This window comes from Campylobacter sp. RM9334 (genome assembly GCF_020138145.1).
Lineage (GTDB): Bacteria > Campylobacterota > Campylobacteria > Campylobacterales > Campylobacteraceae > Campylobacter_E.
The window spans coordinates 22,314-42,821 of record NZ_JACGAX010000002.1; the positions used below are offsets into that span (position 1 = coordinate 22,314).

Sequence of the window (20,508 nt, forward strand, 5' to 3'; positions counted from 1 at the left end):
CATATTTAAATATTTTTTGGCAAAATGCGAAAAAAGGAGCAAAAATGTTAGGAAAAATCATAAAAGAGCACGAAGAAGAATTATTCTCATTATACAAATTAAACTCATCAAGCAATCACGATTTAGCAAGACTTATAAATAATGATTTAAAAGAACTTGGCTTAGAAATAAATGATATGAATTTCAATTCATATTTATTAAGAATTATTGAGCTAAATACTACAAATTATGAAAATACTTGCAAAAAAAATAATATAAACTTAGCAAAAGCAAAAGATTTAGCATATAAAAGAGTAAAAGAATTTTACGAGCAAAGACATATAAAAATCATTGAAAAATTAAGCCCTTGTTTAGATAAATTTTATGTAGATTTATTAAATCTAGTGCATAAAATCGGTCTTGTTTTTAATAGTATTCAGCCTAAATGGGATAAGGCAATTGAAAAAAATAATGAATTTTTTAAAAGTTTAGAAAATCCTTATGAGTTTATAAAAAATAATAAGCTTTATTATCTTGATGAAAATGATGAAATAGCTACTAGGATTTATGCAATAGCAATTAATTTGGATACTAAACCAGAGCTTTTACCATATTCTTTATATTTTGAAGAAGAATTTAAAAAGATTGATGAATACTTTAATGAGTTTTTTAAATTAAATCATAAAAATGAAGCATATATAAAATATCTTAAAGCCTTGCAAAATGCTTTAATGAGTAAAGAGCTTAGCCTAAAGCCTTGGCAAAATGCTGAAATAGCTTGGATGGGGGCAAAAGACTTCATTCAAGTTGGGCATTTTTTAGAATATTACGAAGACGCTTTTACTCATTCAGTAGCACTTGAGTGGGATATTAGAATTGATGATAATTATGATTTTAATAGTGAAAGTTTTGTTAATAAGATGAAAAATAGCTTAAATAAAGCTTATAAAAACGCTAATATAACTAATCAAAACGCATTAAATCTAAGCTTAGCTAATTTAGACAAAATTGAACTTCATATTAGCAAACCTATACTTTATTATGGAGCAGAATTAAATGGCTTATTTTCAGCTCAAGTTGTGCCAAATGATGAATTTGTATCAGCAAATTATGGCAAAAAAATATTTGCATTTTTAGATTTTGTCTATAAAAAAACAAAATCAAAACCAAGAACAATGCTAAATCAAAAAGTATTTGATAAAGCCTTTAACGACTACAATAAAAGCGTATTAAATGATGAGTTTTTATGGAAAAAGATTTATGAGATTAGCACCATTGGACACGAAGCAGGACATATTTTCTTTATAGGTAGCGATACAGAAAGCTTAATGAATACTAATGGAGTATTTAAAAATATTGAAGAATTTAAAGCAAGTGCTGGTGGGATATATGATTTTTGTAATCATTTTGATGAAAAATACAAAAAGGCCTTATTAGCAAATATAACAAGTAGAGCAGTATCTTTAATGGCTTATAAAAGCACTAAAGAAATAGAGCCTTATTATTGTGAAGGTTTGATATTTTTAGCGATATTGTTTAAAAGCAAGGTTTTAAGCTTTTCAAATGATACTTTATTAAGCGTTGATTTAGAAAAATTTGAAGATTTTCAAAAGGAATTTTTAAATGTATATAACGAACTTGCAAAAACTTATCTTAAAAAAGAAAATGCAAATAATTTTTTAAAAGATTATGCAGTGTTAAAGGATTTAGAATACATTAGCACAAATAAAGATTTAGTAAAACTTGGCGATGAATATAGAAAATTATATGATGAATTTGCCAATGTTTTAATCAAGGAGAACGAATGAGTAATACCCTAATAATAGTAGAATCACCAAGCAAAGCTAAAACAATTTCAAGATTTGTAGGTAGTGAATATAGCGTAATTGCGTCTAAAGGTCATATTAGGGATTTGCCTAAAAATAAATTAGGAATTGATATAGAAGATGGACATTTTAAACCTAATTATGAAATCAGTAAAACTCACTCAAGCATAGTAAAAGAATTAAAAAGCCTTAGCAAAGGTGCTAAAGTCTTACTAGCAACCGATGAAGATAGAGAAGGAGAAGCAATTGCATATCATCTAGCAAATATCTTAGGCGGAGATGTTTTAGGCTATGATAGAATAGTTTTTCACGAAATTACAAAAGACGCTATTTTAAACGCTATTAAACACCCAAGAAAAATAGATTTAAATAGCGTAAATGCTCAACAAGCTAGGCGTATGCTAGATAGAATTGTGGGCTTTAAATTAAGTGGCTTATTATCAAGCAAGGTAGCAAGCAAGCTTAGTGCTGGTAGGGTTCAAAGTGCGGCTTTAAGATTAATTATCTTAAAAGAGCGAGAAATAAGAAATTTCGTAAGCATTGAGTATTATGAGCTTGATACTAAGTTTAAAACAGATTTAGAAGTAGAATTAATAGAATTTGATAACAAGAAATTATCAAAAACAAGCATTACTGAAAAAGCCTTAGCCGAAGAAATCCTAAAACACATTAAAAGCTCGGATTTTATCGTAGATGAAATCAGTATAAAAGAGCGTAAAGATAGTCCAAAGCCACCTTTTATGACTTCTACTTTACAACAAGCTGCTAGTTCTAAATTAGGTTTTTCTCCTAAAAAAACTATGATGTTAGCACAGACTTTATATGAAGGCGTTCAAACTCACGCAGGATTTATGGGTGCAATTACTTATATGAGAACTGATAGCTTAAACTTAAGCGAAGAAGCAATAAAATCAGCAAGAGAGCAAATCGCAAAAGACTATGGCAAAGAATATTTACCGACTAAAGCAAGAGTTTATGAGACTAAAAGCAAAGGCGCTCAAGAAGCTCACGAAGCTATTCGTGTAACTAATGTTAGCTTTACTCCTGAAATTGCTAAAGAGTATTTAAAGGCTGATGAATATAAATTGTATAAATTAATTTATGATAGATTTTTAATGACCCAAATGGCTGATGCGAAGATAGAAAACAACACAATTTATATCACAAGTAATAAGGCGAAGTTTAAACTAAGTGGAAGAAGAGTGCTTTTTGATGGACATTTAAGATTGAATGATGATGCTAGTGGAGATAAGATTTTACCTGCTTTAAATAAAGGCGATAAAATGACTTTACAAAGCTCAAAAATAAAGACCTTACACACAGAGCCACCTGCAAGATACAACGAAGCAAGTCTTATTAAGCAACTTGAAGAATTAGGCATAGGTCGTCCTAGCACTTACGCACCTACAACAAGCCTTTTAATTGATAGAGATTATGTGAAGTTAGAGAAAAAACAACTAATCCCTACAGAAAAAGGCGAAAAAATCATAGAATTTTTAGAAGAACATTTTATGCAAATAGTAGATGCGAAATTTACTAGCAATATGGAAGAGCGTTTAGATGAGATTGCAACTCATGGGCGTGATTTAGATGAAGTTTTAAATGAATTTTATGAGCCATTCATTACTAAAATCAACGATGGGAAAACAAGTATTCAAAGTCAAAAACAAGTAGAAAAACTAGGAGAAAATTGCCCTGATTGTGGTAAAGAATTGCTAATTCGTGAAGGCAAATTCGGTAAATTCGTAGCTTGTAGTGGTTATCCAAAATGCAAATATTCAAGGAATTTAAACGATACAAAAACCGACAACAAAGAAGAAAAACCTAAAAAAGAATTAGTAAAACTAGATGTCCCTTGCCCTAAATGTGGTAGCGATTTGGTGCAAAGATTTTCTAAAAGGGGTGCATTTTATGGGTGCAGTTCTTATCCTAAATGTAATTTCATTAGCTCATACCCACTAGCTAAAGAAAAATGCGCTAATTGTGGCGGAATAATGATTATAAAAGAACTTAAAAAAGGCACATTTATAGAGTGCTTAGATTGTAAAACAAAAATAGAAAAATAATAAAAGAATTTGTAATTAATCCTAATTACAAATTCTATTCTAATTTACTTAAAAGCTCCATTGCTAGAATGTGCTTGCATATAGCGTAATATTCTATCCTTTTGCTCGTCAGTAATTTTTGCATTCATTTGCATTGCTCCTAAATAAGCGTCCCATTCATCTATTGCGTGTTCGCTTGGAGCGTGTGCTGCGTGACAACTCGTGCAAGAATCATAATAAAACACCTCAACACCTTCAAAAGCAGCGTCTTTATCAGTAGTTAAAGAGCTTGATTTTACCCAAAAGCTCATTTCAGGCTTAGCGTCTTTACTCTCTAAATAGACAAATTCCGCATTTTTATTAAATGCTAATTTATCTCCTACAACTTCTCCACTAATGCTAACCTTAGCTAAATCTCCCTTAGTTTCAATTAGCTTAACCATAGTTCCTTCATAAATCGTTCCGATTTGCTTTTGATTTTCATCTAGCATTGTCGCTTTTTCATCTAAGATAAATCTAATATCTTTAGCAAATTCTTGCTTTTTTGTCTCAACTTTTGCAGGAGTTGGTAAAAATATTTGCTGATAATCAGGCTTGTATGCAAAAGCACTTAAAGTAATTAATGATAATCCTATAATTTTTCTCATTTTACGCTCCTATAATTGTTGGTGGTGTTGTGTTTTTATATGGTTTAACAGCTTCATTTTTATCAAGTTTTCTAATCGCTACTAAGCAAGTATTTACGCTAGTTGCTTGTGCCATTTGAGAAGTTGGGCGAGATGAAGTAAGCACATTTACATGACCTTGATTACATCTTGCATTATCTTTATCATCTTCAGGGTCATACCAAGCACCCTCTTGAATAGCTACAACGCCACTTCTAATATCATCACTTACAAATGCACCTGCTAATAATCTACCACGATTATTATATACTTCTACCACTTCGCCGTGCTTAATACCAAGCTTTTTAGCATCTTCAGTATTAATTACTACAGGCTCACGACCTTGGATTTTGTAAAGCTCTCTTACCCAAGTATTATCAAGTTGAGAATGAATTCTATATCTTGGGTGTGGGCTTAATAAATGGAATGGATATTTTTTGCTTAATTCTTGATTTCCTAAATATTCAGCCGGTTCAAACCAAGTTATATGACCTTTAAAATCAGGTAAATTATAATCAGCAAATTTTTGTGAATAGATTTGGAATTTTCCACTTTCTGTTGCTAATTTATTATTCACTGGGTCTTTTCTAAAATCAGCGTGGCGAACAAATTCATAAGCTTCTTTTGGAATTTCAAAATGAAGTGAGCCTTTCTCCCAAAACTCATCAAATTCCATTTCATTTATACAATCACTCTTCTCATAAAAACTTCTTATCCATTCTAAATGGTCTTTCTTGCCACCACTAAACTTAGCCAATTCTCTTTCGCCAAATCTCTTTGCTAATTCATAGAAAACATCGTAATCATTGCGGCTTTCATATACAGGCTCGATTACTTTTTTCATAGCATATACCCAATCTTGCGAATATGAACCACCAAAACTTATATCATCACGCTCAAGTGTTGTTGTAGCTGGGATTACTATATCAGCCATTTTTGCCATCGGCGTCCACCAAGGCTCATGAACAACTATTGTTTCAAGTTGTCTTAAAGCATGAATTAATTCATTAGTATTTGGATGGTGACCTAAAACACTAGCACCTGCTACATAAAACATTTTAATCTCTGGATATGTAAAGGTTTTGCCTTTAAAATTGATAGTTTTATTTGGATTTAGGATAGCTTCGCTTACACGACTTGCAGGGATATTTATATTTACGCTATTTTTTCCTTGTGGTAATCCAACAGGAAGTAATGCTCCACTAAACGCTCCACCAGCCGAGCAATAATGCATAGAAAAGCCAAATCCACCACCAGCAAGTCCTACTTGACCAATCATACAAGCTAAAGTTATGATAGCCCAGTCAGCTTGTTCGCCGTGATGTGCTCTTTGATTTGCCCAGTTACCTGCTAAAAATGTTCTTTTACTAACGAATAAATCGCATAATTCTTTAATCTTAATCGCATCAATTCCACAAATCTTAGCCGCCCATTCAGGAGTTTTTTCTACTCCATCAGTTTTACCTAGTAAATATGGTAAAAATTTATCAAATCCATCTGTATATTTAGCTATAAATTCTTTATCGTATTTTCCACTTGTATATAAATAATGGCACATCCCAAGTATCATTGCAACATCGGTATTTGGGACGATTTTTATCCATTCAGCCTTTGTAATTTCTGCCGCTTTTGTGTATTGTGGGTCAATGTTAATAAACTTTATATTACTAGCTGCGTATTTTTTAAGCCAACCATCATTCTCACGATTAGCTACCTTAAAATCTATTTGATTATCCTTGTAAATATCACAACCCCACATTACATAAACTTCGCAGTTTTTAATCATTTGCTCGTAATTTGTCTGCAAACTATAAACTTCTAAATCCCCTGCTATAGCAGTATTTACTTTACCCGCTGCTCCGTTACTATACTCTCCATCAGTGCCTATTGCTCCACCTAAAACGGTGTTAAAAAATCTACCTGCAACTGCGTTACAATTATGAAGTAAGCCAACATGACCCCATCCACCATAACTTGCGTTAAAGATATTTTCAGGTTTTGTAGCTTTAAGCTTTTTATATAATAAATCAAGCACTACATCCCAACTAACACGAACGAAAGGCTCACGACCCCTTAAATCAGGGCGATTTTTACCTTCTAAAAAACTTTTTCTAACACTTGGATATTTTACCCTTGTATCTGAATATGTTCTATCTATGATAGCTTTAGTGATTACGCTTGGGTTTTTATCACTTTCGTGTGGGATAAGATTGATTATTTTTCCTTCGCTATTTACTTCGGCTGTAAATGCACCAAAATGTGTAGCGTGTGGGATTTGCTTGATATCATAAAAATTTGTATCAGCACTCAAAGGACAAGTAATCGCACTAGCTGTAATTGCTGAACCTTTAAGGAATGTTCTTCTTGAAATTGCCATAATTTCTCCTTTTTAAAATATAAAAGAACATTTTATATAGTAAGTATTATCATAAAGTTATAAGGTATTTTTAGTCTTCTTTGAATAATTAGAATTTGAAAATGAAATTCTTAAGAAAAATTATAAAATATATATTTTTATATTTACTAATAAAAATTAATTTATATTTAAGATTTTAAATATTTAATAATAAATATTAAATTTTTATAAATTAATATTTTATCTACTACAACAATATATAAAGCATTTTAAATACAACTAAATTACTATTAGAAAACTTGTAATATTTAAGTATTTTATTGCGAAAAATTTAGCAAAAATTGTTGCAAAATTATCATTTTTTAAGCTTTGTTTTTTCAATTTATAAATATAATACCTTGATTTATATCAATTTTTTAGCATTAATAAAAATCAAGCAACTTTTTAAGGATTTCATATGAATAAGACCATAAGAATGTCATTACTAGCATTTACGATAATTAGTTCAGTTCAAGCAGCGACTTTTGACAAAGAAGTTTTAACTATTGAGAATATAGATGATAAATATAGTAGTGTTAACCAAACAAATATAAAAAGTATAACTTTTACCAATGGAACAAGTGCTGAAACTACTAACTTTACTATGAGTGGTGGTGGGGATTTTCACCCAATACATGGTTTTAATGGGACATTTAATAATTTCACTATTGATAGCACAAAACACATAAATACAGGTCAGCAAAATAGAGAAGATAGAAGCACCTTATGGATGAATTTTGATAGCTCGATGACAGTCAAAAAAGATTTTACTATTAATGGGGATATTAACAATGCTAGTAGCTTAAATGAAACAGAGCTTAAAAGTAAAGATGGTATCTATATGCAAAATCTAAAAGCATCATTACTTGTAGAAGGCAATCTAATAGGTAATAATACCTATCTAGTAAATGATAATGGTGCAACATTTATAGTAAAAGGTAATACGAAATTAGAAAATACATTTTTACAAAACAAATGGGGAGAAATGACATTAAATACCTTAGAAGGTAATGGCTCTTCTACTTCTAAGTTAGAAAATAGCAAAGGCAATCTAAAAGCTGAAACTATTTCATCTACAACTATTAATAGCAAAGGCGGAACTCTAACTTCTAAAAATATCAATAATAATTCCATCATCAATAGCGAAAGTGGTGGAACTATTAATGTTACAAATAATATTGATAATTCAACTATTGAAAGTAATGGCGGGAATTTAACTGTTACAAATGAAATTAATAATTCAGTAGTAAATGGCACAAGTGGAAATATTACTGCGGGAAATATCACAAATAAATCTACTATCAATAGTAAAGGTGCGACTATTAAAGTAAATAGCAATATTGACAATTCAACAATTGAAGGCGATAGTGGAACTTTAACTGCGGGAAATATCACAAATAAATCTACTATCAATAGTAAAGGTGCGACTATTAATGTTACAAATAATATTGATAATTCAACTATAAATAGTGAAAATAGTGGAAATCTTACAGTAAATCAAAATATAACTAACTCAACTATTAAAAATAATGGTGGGACTATTGATGTTAAAAATGATGTAATAGGTTCTACAATTGATGGAACTAGCGGGACTTTAAAGGTAGCAAACAATATAGATAGCTCAACTATCAATAGCAATGGTGCTAAAATTGAAGTTACTAAAAATGTTACAAATAACTCAATTATTAATAGTAATACAGATGGTAATTTAACTATATCAGGCGATGTTCTAGGCTCAACTATTAATAGTAATGCTAATGGAAAATTAAGCGTTAATAATGTTAAAGATAACTCAACCATAAATAGCAATAGTGGTGGAACATTAGAAGTTAAAAATCAAATTGATAAATCAACCATAAATAATAAAGGTGGGACTTTAACTACAAAAGAAGTTAGTAATTCAACTATTACAAGTGATAGTGGGACTTTAAATATTAATGGCAATACAAGTGGCAATACTATTACTCATAATGGTGGGAGTGTAATATTAGGTAGTGATAGTGCTGATAGTCTAGGCACTAATAATACAATTAATATCAATTCAGCTGGCTTTAATATAAATTCTAATTTACTAAATGGCACGATAAATACAAAAGATAATAATGCTGCTACTTTTACTAGAGATAATACAACCATAACAGGCACTACAATCGTTGGAACTAGCAAAAACGCTGTTAATATAATAGGTGGTAAAGATAAAACTCTAAACCTTGTAAATGTTACTGCGAGTAATTCTGATATAGGACAAGAAAAAGGCAGCACAAAAGGTGGGATTAATATCAAAGGTGGTAAATATACTGATGTTAATATAGGAACAACGGGTGGCACTTCAACACACGCTATACAAAAACTAACTATCACAGATAATGCAAATATAAGTGGGGATAGAATAAACGCTGATAATCTTACAATAGAGAAAAGCTCTGTAACTACTAGCGGAAGAATAAGCACAAATAGTAATGTTAAGATAGATAATTCTAATGTTAATTTTGAGCATATAGTTGTAGGTAAAGCAAATTCAACTATTGATATTACTAATTCAAATCTTACTTCAAACAACACTAAAGATGGTGGTATTTGGTCTACTCAAAGTGGAAATAAAATAAATATAACTAATTCTAAGCTAGATTTAGTAACCTTAAAAAGTGGTAGCGATATAACAATTAAGGATAATAAAACCGATAAAGCCTTAATGTCAAAAACAGAAGTAACATCAACTCAAGGCGGTGTAACTTTAGATAATACAGATAGTAATGCAAAGAACATAAATGGTAAAAATATCAATATTACTAACAATTCAAATATACTTTCTGGAACACTTAAAGCTAATGAAAATGTAAATATTAACAATAACTCAAATATCAAATCAGGCACAATCACAGCTGAGAGCGGAAACATTACGCTAGATAGTTCAAATACAAGCGAAAACGCTACTTTAGAAAGTAAATTTCACGATGTTACTTATAAAGGCAAGTCTAATATACAAGGCAATACCATAGCAGGAGCTGATATCATCATTGAAAGTGGTGCAAATGTAAGCAAAGGAACTCACAAAGCTACTAATATTAAATTAAATCAAAACGGAAATATAAGTGGCTCATCAGAGCTAAACGCTACAAATCAAGCTGATATTAGTGGCAATATAAGTGGCGGTAAAATCACTGCAAATAACACTATAAACATTAATTCTGGTGGTAATGTAAGTAGTGGAGAATTAAATGCAAATGATATATATGTTAAATCAGGTAGCAATATAAATGGTGGAGTATTTACTGGCACAAATTCTATTAATATTGGAGAATTAGGTAAAGACAAAACTAATGTTAGTGGTGGAGAATTTACAAGTAATTATTTTAAATCTACTAATGCAAGTGTTAGTGGTGCAAATATCAATACAGACGGAGCTTATTTTCAAAACTCAACTTATAATGGAAATAGCTTTAAATCAACTGGCGATGTAATTATAGATAACAATAGCGAAATTAATTCAGCCCTTGATATAGGTGGTGATGCAAAAATATCTTATGGAAGTAAGCTAAATGCAGATATTATAAATGTTAAAAATATAGACATTTATGAAACAAATACAATAATCAATGCCAATATAAATGCAAGTGGATTTTTAAATATGTATAGTGATGCTACCTTAAATGCAGATAAAACAATCAAAGCAAATAGTGCAAGAATAGGAAGTGGAAATATAAAAGGTATTTTAGATATAGATGATAGTGTGGATTTATTAAATGCAAATGTAGAAAAAACTGCAACAATTAAGGCAAATAATAAAATCCAAGCATATTGGGGGACTATAAACGGAGAATTAGAATCTAAAAATAGTGATATACTCTTAGGATATGGAGCTAAGTCAGATGAAAATGCTAAGTTTATAACAAATAGTGGAAGCGTTATTTTAAGTAATAAAATGCTTATGGATAACGCTCCTGTAACAGATACTCAAGATACCAATATAAAAGGGACAATTAATGCTAATAAATTGCTTGTAAAAGATGGTGCTACATTAAATGCTAATTCTACAATAACTACTACAGCAGAATTTGAAAGTGGAGCTATTTTAGGAGAAAGTGGTGTTGTAAATGCTAATAGCGTTACTTTAAACGATAGTAGCACTAAAACAAACTCACAAATTAATGCTACTGATATAAAAGTAAATAATGGCTCAACTATACAAGGTGGCTTAAAAGCTAAAGATATAACGATTGATAATTCAAAAACAGAAAATGCTATCATAAATGCTAATACAATAACCTTACAAAACAAAAGCGTAATCAACGAAGGCACAAAGCTTAGCACAAATACTAATGGTGGTAAAATCATAATAGATGGAAAAGATACAAAAGTATTAGCGTCAATTGAAGATACTGATAATTTAGAAGTAAGAAATCAAGCTACACTTAGTGGTAATGTAAATATCAAAAGCACTACTACTATAAAAGACGCTAATTTATCGGGAAATCTAACTTCTAATGAAGTTAATTTCATTAATTCTAAATTAGACAATTCAAAAGAAACTACAATCAAAGCTAATAAAACATTATTACAATTAGCTCAAGATATGCTTTTAGAAAAATTAAACATTCAAAATAAAGATGCTAATAAAAATAATGATGTTAGAATTGATGGGAATTTAAAAATTGCTAATTCTAAGATTAGTAATTCTAATATAAATGCAGCAAGTATAGATGATACATTAAATCTTAAAAATGTAGATTTAACTAATGCAAATATAGGTAATGATACTAGCAAACGCTTAAATGATTTAACTTTAGATGATGTTAAATTTACTGGAGATACTATCAGTGCTAAAAATACTAATATCTTAAATACACAAGAAGCTAAAGAAATTGATGCTAATTTAATTAAAGCTGATGAGAAATTAAGCATTACAAATTCTAAAAATATAAAAACAAATACTCTAAATGCAAAAAATACTGATATAAGTTCATCTAGCGTAACTTTAAATAATGGTAATTCTAGTGATTTTTCAGCTACTAAACAATCAGTTGTAAATGTTTTAGGAGAATTATTTACAAATAAAGCCTTAATAGATTGCTCTACTACTAATGATGGTTTAATTAAAGGAACTAATTTAGTTACCGTGCAAAATGGCTCTATTATTAATTCAAATATTAATAGTAGCGGTAGAGTAGATATAATAGGTGGTGGCTCTTGTGCTAATAACACAACTACTACAATTAATAAAGCAATAGAAACTAATGAATTAGTAGCTAGAAGAGGTGCAGTGATTAATGCAGATAGTAATTTTAACAATGCTACAATTGATAACGCTACTATAAAAGGAGATTTAACTAGCAAAAATCCTAGTGGAACGCTACTAATTGCAAATGGGGCTGAAGTTGCTGGCGGAAATATTGATGTAGCAGGTAATATAATCTTAAGCAATGACGCTCAAAATCTAGGAGAGCATGATGGAATTAGTCCAGAACCACCTGCTGCTAATAAGAAAACTACCATTAACTCTACTATAAAAAATGCTAATGATATTACTTTAGGAAAAGATACAACGATAAATGCAGATATTAATAAAGCTAATAATATTACAGCTACAAATGCTGCATTGAACTCAAGTAATGTAAATGCTAATAATCTTAATGCTAATAATTCTCAAATAGGTAAAGATGATAAGAGTTCTAATATTATCTTGCAAGGAATGGCAAATATAGCAAATAGCGTAATTGATGCGACAATTAATGCTATAAAAGATATTGTTGTAACTTCAGATGATAAGAATAATCCAAGCAAGATTAATTCTAAACTAACTTCAAAAGAAAATATCACAATCAAAGGAAGCGAGCCTACGCAAGTTAATGCTGATTTAAAAGCAGATAAAAATATCAATGTAACTAATGCAACTATAAAAGATAATACGAATTTAAATGCAAATAATGATATTAATTTAAACAACACTAAATCAAATAATATTAAAGCTACTTCAAATTCTGGGAATATTACTATTAGTGGTGGGGAGTTTAAAGGAAAAGACGCAATAATCACTGCAAATAATGGAAAAACCACATTAACTAATAATGCTAAAGTTTGCTCTAGCATTGATACTAAGGATTTGGATTTAAATAACAAAGCTAGTATTTGTAGCGATGATACAACTCCTGTTACAATCACTAGCACAGGCTTAAGCAATATTGATGGTAAAAATGGTGTTAATATAGGCAAAGATGTTACATTTAATGCGAATAATTTGGATATTAAAAATATTGATGATAAATCTAAATTAGACGCTAAATTAAATGCTAGTGGGGAATTTAAAGTAAGTAATTCAACTTTAAAAAATGATATAAGCGTTAAAGGAAATAAAGCTTGTTTTAAACCAGATAGCACGACAACTCTTAAAGGAAAAGTAGAAGTAGATTGCCTAGATTCTAATCAAACTACATTTGATGGCGAAGTTATAGCTAAGAATGTAAAAGATAATGGCTCACAATTTAACAATAAAACTACAATAGATGGTGGGACAAATGATTTAAATAATTCAACATTTAATAATGATTTAACACTAAAAGGCAAAGGCAATACTAAATTAAGCAATGCTTCTATGAAAGATTTAGTAAATGAAGCTATTAAAGTGGTATTAGATAATATTAAATCATTTAATAATATTACAAATCAAAATGGCGGAGATTTAAGCATTAATAATACTGATAAAATCGCTGGAACAAGTATTAAAAATAATGGAAATAAATCTAAATTAGACTTTAATAATATAGGCGAATTAGCAACCAAAATTACAAATGATGATGGCGGTATTTTAAGTCTTACAAATGTTAAAAATGTAAGCGAAGATATTACAAATAATTCAGAATTGAATGTAAATAATTCTATTATTAATGCTGCTATTAAATATGACAATAATAAGTGTGGGACATTAAACACTAGCAATGGAATTTATAATAACAATGTAGAACAATGCAATATAAATGCGAACTTAAATAATACCTTTAATAAAGATATTTTAGTGCATAATAATTCAGATATTTCAGGTAATTTCACTGCAAACACATTTAAAACAAATACGCTAAATGCTGATAATGCCTTCATAGAAATTACAGGAACTAAACCTATATCAAGCATTGATGATTTGGCTACAAATACTTATGATAAGACAAGCGATTTAAAAAATAGCACTTATACAATCAAAAATTCAACAATAAGAGCTACTAATACAAATAGCAATGGTATAGGTGGAATTAGAGCTGATAATTTAATAGTGGATAATTCACACATTCAAGCACAAGTTGTAACTAATACTCTAAATGCTAATAATTCTAAGTTTTATATTTATGGTGGTGGAATTGATACTAGTTTAGAAGATAAATTCAGTGGTCCTATCATAGTAAATAAAGAAGCTTTAGGAGAAAATAACGAAATCGTTTTATACAATACGAACTTAAGTAAGCTAGTAAATACAAGAGTTCCTATTGCTATTGTAAATGGTAAAAAAGAAGATAATGAAAAAGATAAAGCTTACTTTAAAGTAACTTATAAAACCGTTTTAGCTACTTATAATACTAAGGTTTTAAGCTTTGATGAAATAGGTAAAGATGGAGTATGGAGTTTAGGTTTAACAGATAAAGACCCAATAATTAATAAAGATAGCATTAGGTCTAATTTAGAAATAGATAAAGAAGCTTTAAAAGGTTTTGGTAAGGTTAGTGCTGATGATAAGGATTTATTGACTTTAGAATATCTTGACCCAGCTGTTACAAGTGCGGTTAAAAACATAATGTATACACCATATTATGTTGCTAGATATTATATTGATGATAATGACTTAAGATTTAATTACTTAAGAAATGATGATAAAAATAAAGGTTTTTGGATAAATTCTGATTATGGTTATTTTGAAACAGATTCAAATAATTTAAAAGGTAGCAGAGTTAATGTCGGAGTAGATAATAAAGTATCTTTAAAAAATCTTGATGTAGCTTATGGTATAAAAGCTTCTAAAGCAAAACTAAAAGCTAATAAAGCATTAAGCACTGATGTTGGAATAACTGGCATTGGACTTTATGCTAGCACGAATTTTAATTCTGGATTTTTCGTTGATTATGACTTAAATTTACTAACTTTAAAGGGTAATTATAAGAGTGATTTAGCGATGATAAATACTACAAGATATGATAATTTATGGCAAGCAAAAGTTAAAGTAGGACAAAGATTTGGCTCTGATTATTATGTAGAGCCTAATGTTAAATTAATAGCTACTCGCTATCCAAAAGTAAATATTGATGGAGCAGTATTAGGAATTCAAACAGAACAAGCAGCTCAATATACCGCAAAAGCAGGTATTAAAGCTGGTGCTAAAATCAATGATAAAGTAGGTTTAAATACTGAATTTGCTTATATTAAAGACTTAAACGAAAGTCCAAGTAATAGTGCTAATGATGGTATGACTTATTATTTTGAAAGGGTTCAAGATAGAGGATTTGAAATCAAATTCGGAGCTGATTATAAACCTAGTGCTAATACTAACATTAATTTAGATTTTGCTAAGAGCATTACAAATCACTTTAATAATAACTACAATATAAACTTAGGATTTTCTTATAATTTCTAATCTAAAATCAAGCAAGGCTTTTTTAAGTCTTGTTTGATTTATCTTCAATCAACAATGCTTTTAATATTTTTAACTTATAAAAATTTTTATCTTTTCTAAATTCTATAAATAAAAAAGGATTTTTAAAAGATTAGCAAGACTTTTAATTGTATTTGATTTATCTTCAATCAATAATATTTTTAATATTTTTAACTTATAAAGATTTTTAACTTGTATTTTAATGTTTTATTTGAGTATTTTAAGTTTGCTTATAAAGATTTTTATCTTTTCTAAATTCTATAAATAAAAAAGATTTTTAAAAGATTAGCAAGACTTTTAATTTTATTTGATTTGTCTTCAATCAATAATATTTTTAACTTATAAAGATTTTTAATTTGTCTTTTAATTTTTTATTTGAGTATTTTAAGTTTGCTTATAAAGATTTTTAGCTTTTCTAAATTCTATAAATAAAAAAGGATTTTTAAAAGATTAGCAAGACTTTTAAGCCTTGCTAATAAGGTTTATACATTAAATCTAAAGTGCATTATATCGCCGTCAATTACTTCGTAATCTTTACCTTCTAAGCGTAATTTACCTGCTTCTTTAGCTTTTGCTTCGCCACCACAATTTACGAAATCATCATAGCTAATTACTTCAGCTTTGATAAAGCCTTTTTCAAAATCATTATGAATTACACTTGCAGCCTTAGGAGCTTTATAACCTTTATGAATAGTCCAAGACCTAACTTCTTTAACCCCGCAAGTAAAATAAGAAATCAAATTAAGCTTAGCAAAACTTGTCCTAATAATAGCTGCTAAACCACTTTCATTTACGCCTAATTCTTTTAAAAACTCATTAGCTTCAGCTTCGTCCATTCCAACCAAATCTTCTTCAAGCTTAGCACATAATTTTAAAACGCTATGATTTGATTTGGCTGCATATTCACGCACCTTTTTTACATAATCATTATCATCTAATAATTCATCTTCGCTTACATTAACGCCATAAATTACTTCTTTAGCACTAAGCAATCTTAATTCTTTATTTAAAGTTATAAAAGCTTCGCTATCACGATTTGCATATTCACTAGCTAATTTGCCATCTTCTAGGTGTTTTAATAAATCCTGTGCTAATTCAAGGCATTCTTTAGCACCTTTAAGATTTGCTCTTGCTTCTTTGCTAAGTCTATCAATCTTTTTATTAAGTTGTTCAATATCAGCTAAGATTAATTCAAGATTTATGATTTCTATATCTCTTAATGGGTCAACCCCACCTTCAACATGAGTGATATTTTCATCATCAAAACATCTTACTATATGTAAAATCAAATCAGTTTCACGAATATTTGCTAAGAATTTATTCCCTAAACCTTCGCCTTTGCTAGCACCCTTTACAAGACCTGCAATATCTACAAATTCTATCATTGAATGCATTATTCTTTCAGGATTTACTATATTTGCTAAGACTTTTAACCTCTCATCAGGCACTTCAACGATAGCTTTATTTGGCTCAATGGTGCAAAATGGATAATTTGCTGCTTGAGCGTTTGCTGCCTTTGTTAAAGCATTAAAAGTCGTGCTTTTACCAACATTAGGAAGTCCAACAATACCTACGCTAAGGCTCATTTTGCACTCCTTGCCATTCTAAGTAAATTTATAATATTCATTCTAACTCCAGCTGCACTTGCTCCATAAGCATTCTCGCCCCACACTTTTTCTACATAAGCAGGTCCAGCAATGTCTAAATGCAGCCATTTGTCTTTATATTCTTTTCTAATAAACTCGCCTAAGAACATTCCTGCACTAATTGCCCCACCATATCTTGAGCTACCTGTATTGCTAACATCAGCTATTTTGCTTTTGATAAGCTCTTTAATGTGTGGGTTAAAGTGTAAAACGCAAGTGTATTCGCCACTTCTTTTTGAATTGTTATAAAACTCGTTTTGTAAGTCTTCATTATATCCCATAATACCACTTGTATATTCGCTAAGCCCAACCACACAAGCACCTGTTAAAGTAGCTAAATCTATTAATAAATCAGGCTTTAAATCTTGAGCAAAACTCAAGCAATCTGCTAAAACCAATCTTCCTTCAGCATCAGTATTTCTTACTTCTATACTTACACCTTCTCTTGAAATCAATACATCATCAGGCATATATGATTTTTCGCTTATGCAGTTTTGTGCTGCACCTATAATTCCATGTATTTCATAAGGTAGTTTTAACATACTAGCTGCTTTTAAAATACCTAAAACAGCAGCCGCACCACTCTTATCAGCTTTCATAGTTAGCATATAATCAGCTGGTTTAAGACTTAGCCCACCTGTATCGTATACAAGTCCTTTTCCTACATAAACTATTTTTTTAATAGCGTTTTGTGGTTTGTAAGCTAAGTGGATTAATTTTGCAGGATAACTACTTGCACGATTTACTGCTAAAAATGCGTTCATTCCTTCTTTTTGTAAATAATCATCGCTATAAACATTGCATTCTAAATCAAATTCTTTAGCTAATTTTAAAGCGTCTTTTTCAAAACTAAGTTGATTATAAGTGCTTGGAATTTCATTTACTATATTTTTTACATCTTCACAAGCATTTGCTAATACTTTACCTAGTTCAACGCCTTGTTGAATATCATCGTTTTGTTGTGTTTCAAGGCTTATTAATTCTATTTTAGAATTCTTAGGCTCTTTATGATATTTGTTAAACTCATATAAAGATGAAATAACAGCATAAATATGAGCATAAGCACTATAAAACTCACAACCAAGATTAATAAATTCAAGGCTAATGCTTTTTATATTTAAGTTCTTAATGCTCTTAATCGCACTACCTAAACTAGCTATAAAACTAGCATAAGTTAATTCATCATTTAAGCCAACATAAAGCGTTCTTTTAGCTAGGTTGCAAATCGCTCCAACTCCTTTATAATCATTTATTTCAAAAAATTCTTTATCATCAAATCTACTTAAATCTTTGTTTTGTATCAAACAAACTTTAAAATCAGTATTTTTTTCATTAAATACTACTTTCATTTTTTTTACCTTTCTTATTTAATAATTTATTTTCTAAACTTTTAAAAGCATATAAAATTAGGCATAAAAATCCTATTACTAAAATAGCTGCTAAATACCAATGCTCTTTTGCCCAATTAATAATAGCCCAAATTTGTTCTCCGAAAATATATACTATAAAAATAGTAATAGCAGCCCATACTTGAGCTGAAATAAAATTAATTATTCCAAATTTTTTAGCACTATAATTAGTAAGTCCTATGCTCATAGGAATAACGGTTCTAAAGCCATACATATAGCGTTGAATAAATATTATAGGCCAGCCATATTTTTGAAGTAAAATCTGTGCTACTGCAAATTTTCGCCTTTGAGCTTTTAGTTTTTTTCTAATATAGCTTTTTGAGTATCTTCCTATATAAAAATATATCTGATCTCCCAAAAATCCCCCACAACCTGCTATAAATGTGATAAGTCCTATATGAATATGCTCTCCGTGAGCTGCAAGTCCTGCTAGTATTAATGCAGTTTCACCTTCTAGTGTGCACCATAAAAATATAATAATACTAGCAATTACGATTTTATCTCTAAATAAAGAAGTTAAAACCCCTTCAGGGTCAGCAAAAAAGGAATTTATAAAATCAATTATCATATCCATTGCTAATCCTTTAAAATACAATAAATATCATCACAATACTCTTTTAAAGCTTTATATCCACCGATATTTATATCTATTAAAAAACAACTCTTAATCTCTTTAGCACCTGCTAATTTTAATAATTTCATACAAGCAATGCTAGTGCCACCCGTTGCTAATAAATCATCCATAAAAAGAACTTTTACATCTTTTTTGCCTAAAAATGCGTCCTTTTTCATCTCTATTTTATCTTTGCCGTATTCTAAATCATATTCAATACTTAATAGCTCTCCTGGGAGTTTGTTTTTCTTTCTAATTGGAACAAAAGGGATATTTAAAATAGCTCCTAATGCAGCAGCAAAAATAAAGCCACGACTTTCAGCTCCTACTAAAAAATCAAATTCTTCATCTTTATATTTATCTTTTAAGTGATTTATTAAAACTTGCCAACCTTCTTTATCTGCTAAAAGTGTGGTAATATCTGCAAATACAATTCCTTCTTTTGGGTAGTTTGGATATCTTTTTATCTTCTCATTTAATAATTTTTCTATATTCATATTAATCCTTATAATAAGCTTTCAATTTTTGCTTCTAATTCTTTGATTTTTGTGTTTAATTTATTATTTTCTAAGCGATATTGAGAATTTCTTGTCCTAAGGCTTGTTAATTCACTTTTTACCTTATCTAATTCTTCATTTAATACATCTATATTTCCTAAAGAGCGTTGAAGTTGTGTTTGTAGCTTTCTCATAACTACTTCTGTATCATCAAAATTAGTTTTTAAAAACTCTTTTGAGGCTCTTTCTTTATTAAGCAATGATTTATAATAATAAGTCATCACTAAAAAATAAATACATATACAAACTAAAGCAGTAATAACTATCCAAATAAATAACATTTATTGCCCTAATTTTTTTACTCTATTTTCGTGTCTTCCACCAAGAAATGGAGTATTTATAAAGGTTATGATTAAATTTTTTGCAAGTTCAAAATCAACAAATCTAGCGCCTAAAGATATAACATTAGCATCATTATGTTCTCTTGCTAATCTTGCATAATCTTCGCAATGACAAAGTGCTGCACGAATATGCTTATGACGATTTGCCGCTATGCTAATTCCTATACCACTTCCGCAAATAATAACACCTATTGCATTTGTATCGTTTTTAAGCTCATTTGCTAATTTATTAGCATAATCAGGATAATCCACACTATCATCACTATCACAACCAAGATTTATACATTCGTATTCTTTACTAAAGTATTCAATCAAACTAAACTTTAACTTAGTTGCTGCGTGGTCGTTTGCAAAATAAATTCTCATATTTTTCCTTAATATAAAATAATTTTAGTTTAATATT

Annotated in this window: 11 protein-coding genes; 3 read left to right on the plus strand and 8 right to left on the minus strand. The window is 29.4% G+C overall.

The features are described from left to right. Positions 1–44 precede the first annotated feature (44 nt). The gene (gene ciaB, locus AVBRAN9334_RS01125) at positions 45–1,787 is read left to right on the plus strand and encodes an invasion protein CiaB (RefSeq protein ID WP_214149754.1); all 1,743 of its coding nucleotides are present in this window, start codon (positions 45–47) and stop codon (positions 1,785–1,787) included. Beyond that, on the plus strand, positions 1,784–3,871 hold the full coding sequence (gene topA, locus AVBRAN9334_RS01130) for a type I DNA topoisomerase (RefSeq protein ID WP_336606791.1): 2,088 nt from the start codon (positions 1,784–1,786) through the stop codon (positions 3,869–3,871). Before ciaB ends, topA begins: the two co-directional genes overlap by 4 nt. A 44-nt stretch (positions 3,872–3,915) precedes the next feature. Here topA and AVBRAN9334_RS01135 read toward each other — a convergent pair whose 3' ends face one another. Together AVBRAN9334_RS01135 and AVBRAN9334_RS01140 are read right to left on the minus strand one after the other, a co-directional pair. Continuing rightward, the gene (locus AVBRAN9334_RS01135) at positions 3,916–4,497 is read right to left on the minus strand and encodes a hypothetical protein (protein ID WP_336606792.1); all 582 of its coding nucleotides are present in this window, start codon (positions 4,495–4,497) and stop codon (positions 3,916–3,918) included. A 1-nt stretch (position 4,498) separates the two neighbouring features. Continuing rightward, positions 4,499–6,892 carry a molybdopterin-dependent oxidoreductase gene (locus AVBRAN9334_RS01140; protein WP_336606793.1) on the minus strand — a complete coding sequence of 798 codons (2,394 nt, stop codon included), beginning with the start codon at positions 6,890–6,892 and terminating at the stop codon, positions 4,499–4,501. Between the two features lie 436 nt (positions 6,893–7,328). Between AVBRAN9334_RS01140 and AVBRAN9334_RS01145 the strand changes: the two genes are divergently transcribed. After that, a complete protein-coding gene (locus tag AVBRAN9334_RS01145; RefSeq protein ID WP_336606794.1) occupies positions 7,329–15,521 on the plus strand; it encodes a hypothetical protein in 8,193 nt (2,730 codons plus the stop codon). 500 nt (positions 15,522–16,021) lie between these two features. On the opposite strand, the gene ychF is transcribed toward AVBRAN9334_RS01145, so the two are convergent. The 6 genes from ychF to AVBRAN9334_RS01175 are packed head-to-tail and all read right to left on the minus strand — an operon-like array spanning position 16,022 to position 20,486. After that, positions 16,022–17,125 (minus strand): redox-regulated ATPase YchF, encoded by a 1,104-nt coding sequence (gene ychF, locus AVBRAN9334_RS01150; RefSeq protein WP_336606795.1) that lies wholly within the window; start codon positions 17,123–17,125, stop codon positions 16,022–16,024. Beyond that, positions 17,122–18,534, minus strand: a complete 1,413-nt coding sequence (locus tag AVBRAN9334_RS01155; RefSeq protein ID WP_214115784.1) for a leucyl aminopeptidase — start codon at positions 18,532–18,534, stop codon at positions 17,122–17,124. The genes ychF and AVBRAN9334_RS01155 overlap by 4 nt, the downstream gene beginning before the upstream one ends. Then, positions 18,518–19,168 (minus strand): DedA family protein, encoded by a 651-nt coding sequence (locus AVBRAN9334_RS01160; protein WP_336606796.1) that lies wholly within the window; start codon positions 19,166–19,168, stop codon positions 18,518–18,520. Before AVBRAN9334_RS01160 ends, AVBRAN9334_RS01155 begins: the two co-directional genes overlap by 17 nt. Positions 19,169–19,170: 2 nt before the next feature. Beyond that, positions 19,171–19,704 carry an adenine phosphoribosyltransferase gene (gene apt / locus AVBRAN9334_RS01165; RefSeq protein ID WP_336606797.1) on the minus strand — a complete coding sequence of 178 codons (534 nt, stop codon included), beginning with the start codon at positions 19,702–19,704 and terminating at the stop codon, positions 19,171–19,173. Positions 19,705–19,712: 8 nt separating this feature from the next. Beyond that, complete coding sequence (locus tag AVBRAN9334_RS01170) at positions 19,713–20,045, minus strand: hypothetical protein (protein WP_336606798.1); 333 nt, start codon at positions 20,043–20,045, stop codon at positions 19,713–19,715. Beyond that, on the minus strand, positions 20,046–20,486 hold the full coding sequence (locus AVBRAN9334_RS01175; RefSeq protein ID WP_336606870.1) for an RpiB/LacA/LacB family sugar-phosphate isomerase: 441 nt from the start codon (positions 20,484–20,486) through the stop codon (positions 20,046–20,048). Positions 20,487–20,508: the final 22 nt, after the last annotated feature.

Bases quoted from the DNA above. Each gene is read 5' to 3' on its own strand.
- ciaB (WP_214149754.1), top strand. From the start codon at position 45: ATGTTAGGAAAAATCATAAAAGAGCACGAAGAAGAATTATTCTCATTA.
- topA (WP_336606791.1), top strand. From the start codon at position 1,784: ATGAGTAATACCCTAATAATAGTAGAATCACCAAGCAAAGCTAAAACA.
- AVBRAN9334_RS01135 (WP_336606792.1), bottom strand. From the start codon at position 4,497: ATGAGAAAAATTATAGGATTATCATTAATTACTTTAAGTGCTTTTGCA.
- AVBRAN9334_RS01140 (WP_336606793.1), bottom strand. From the start codon at position 6,892: ATGGCAATTTCAAGAAGAACATTCCTTAAAGGTTCAGCAATTACAGCT.
- AVBRAN9334_RS01145 (WP_336606794.1), top strand. From the start codon at position 7,329: ATGAATAAGACCATAAGAATGTCATTACTAGCATTTACGATAATTAGT.
- ychF (WP_336606795.1), bottom strand. From the start codon at position 17,125: ATGAGCCTTAGCGTAGGTATTGTTGGACTTCCTAATGTTGGTAAAAGC.
- AVBRAN9334_RS01155 (WP_214115784.1), bottom strand. From the start codon at position 18,534: ATGAAAGTAGTATTTAATGAAAAAAATACTGATTTTAAAGTTTGTTTG.
- AVBRAN9334_RS01160 (WP_336606796.1), bottom strand. From the start codon at position 19,168: ATGGATATGATAATTGATTTTATAAATTCCTTTTTTGCTGACCCTGAA.
- apt (WP_336606797.1), bottom strand. From the start codon at position 19,704: ATGAATATAGAAAAATTATTAAATGAGAAGATAAAAAGATATCCAAAC.
- AVBRAN9334_RS01170 (WP_336606798.1), bottom strand. From the start codon at position 20,045: ATGTTATTTATTTGGATAGTTATTACTGCTTTAGTTTGTATATGTATT.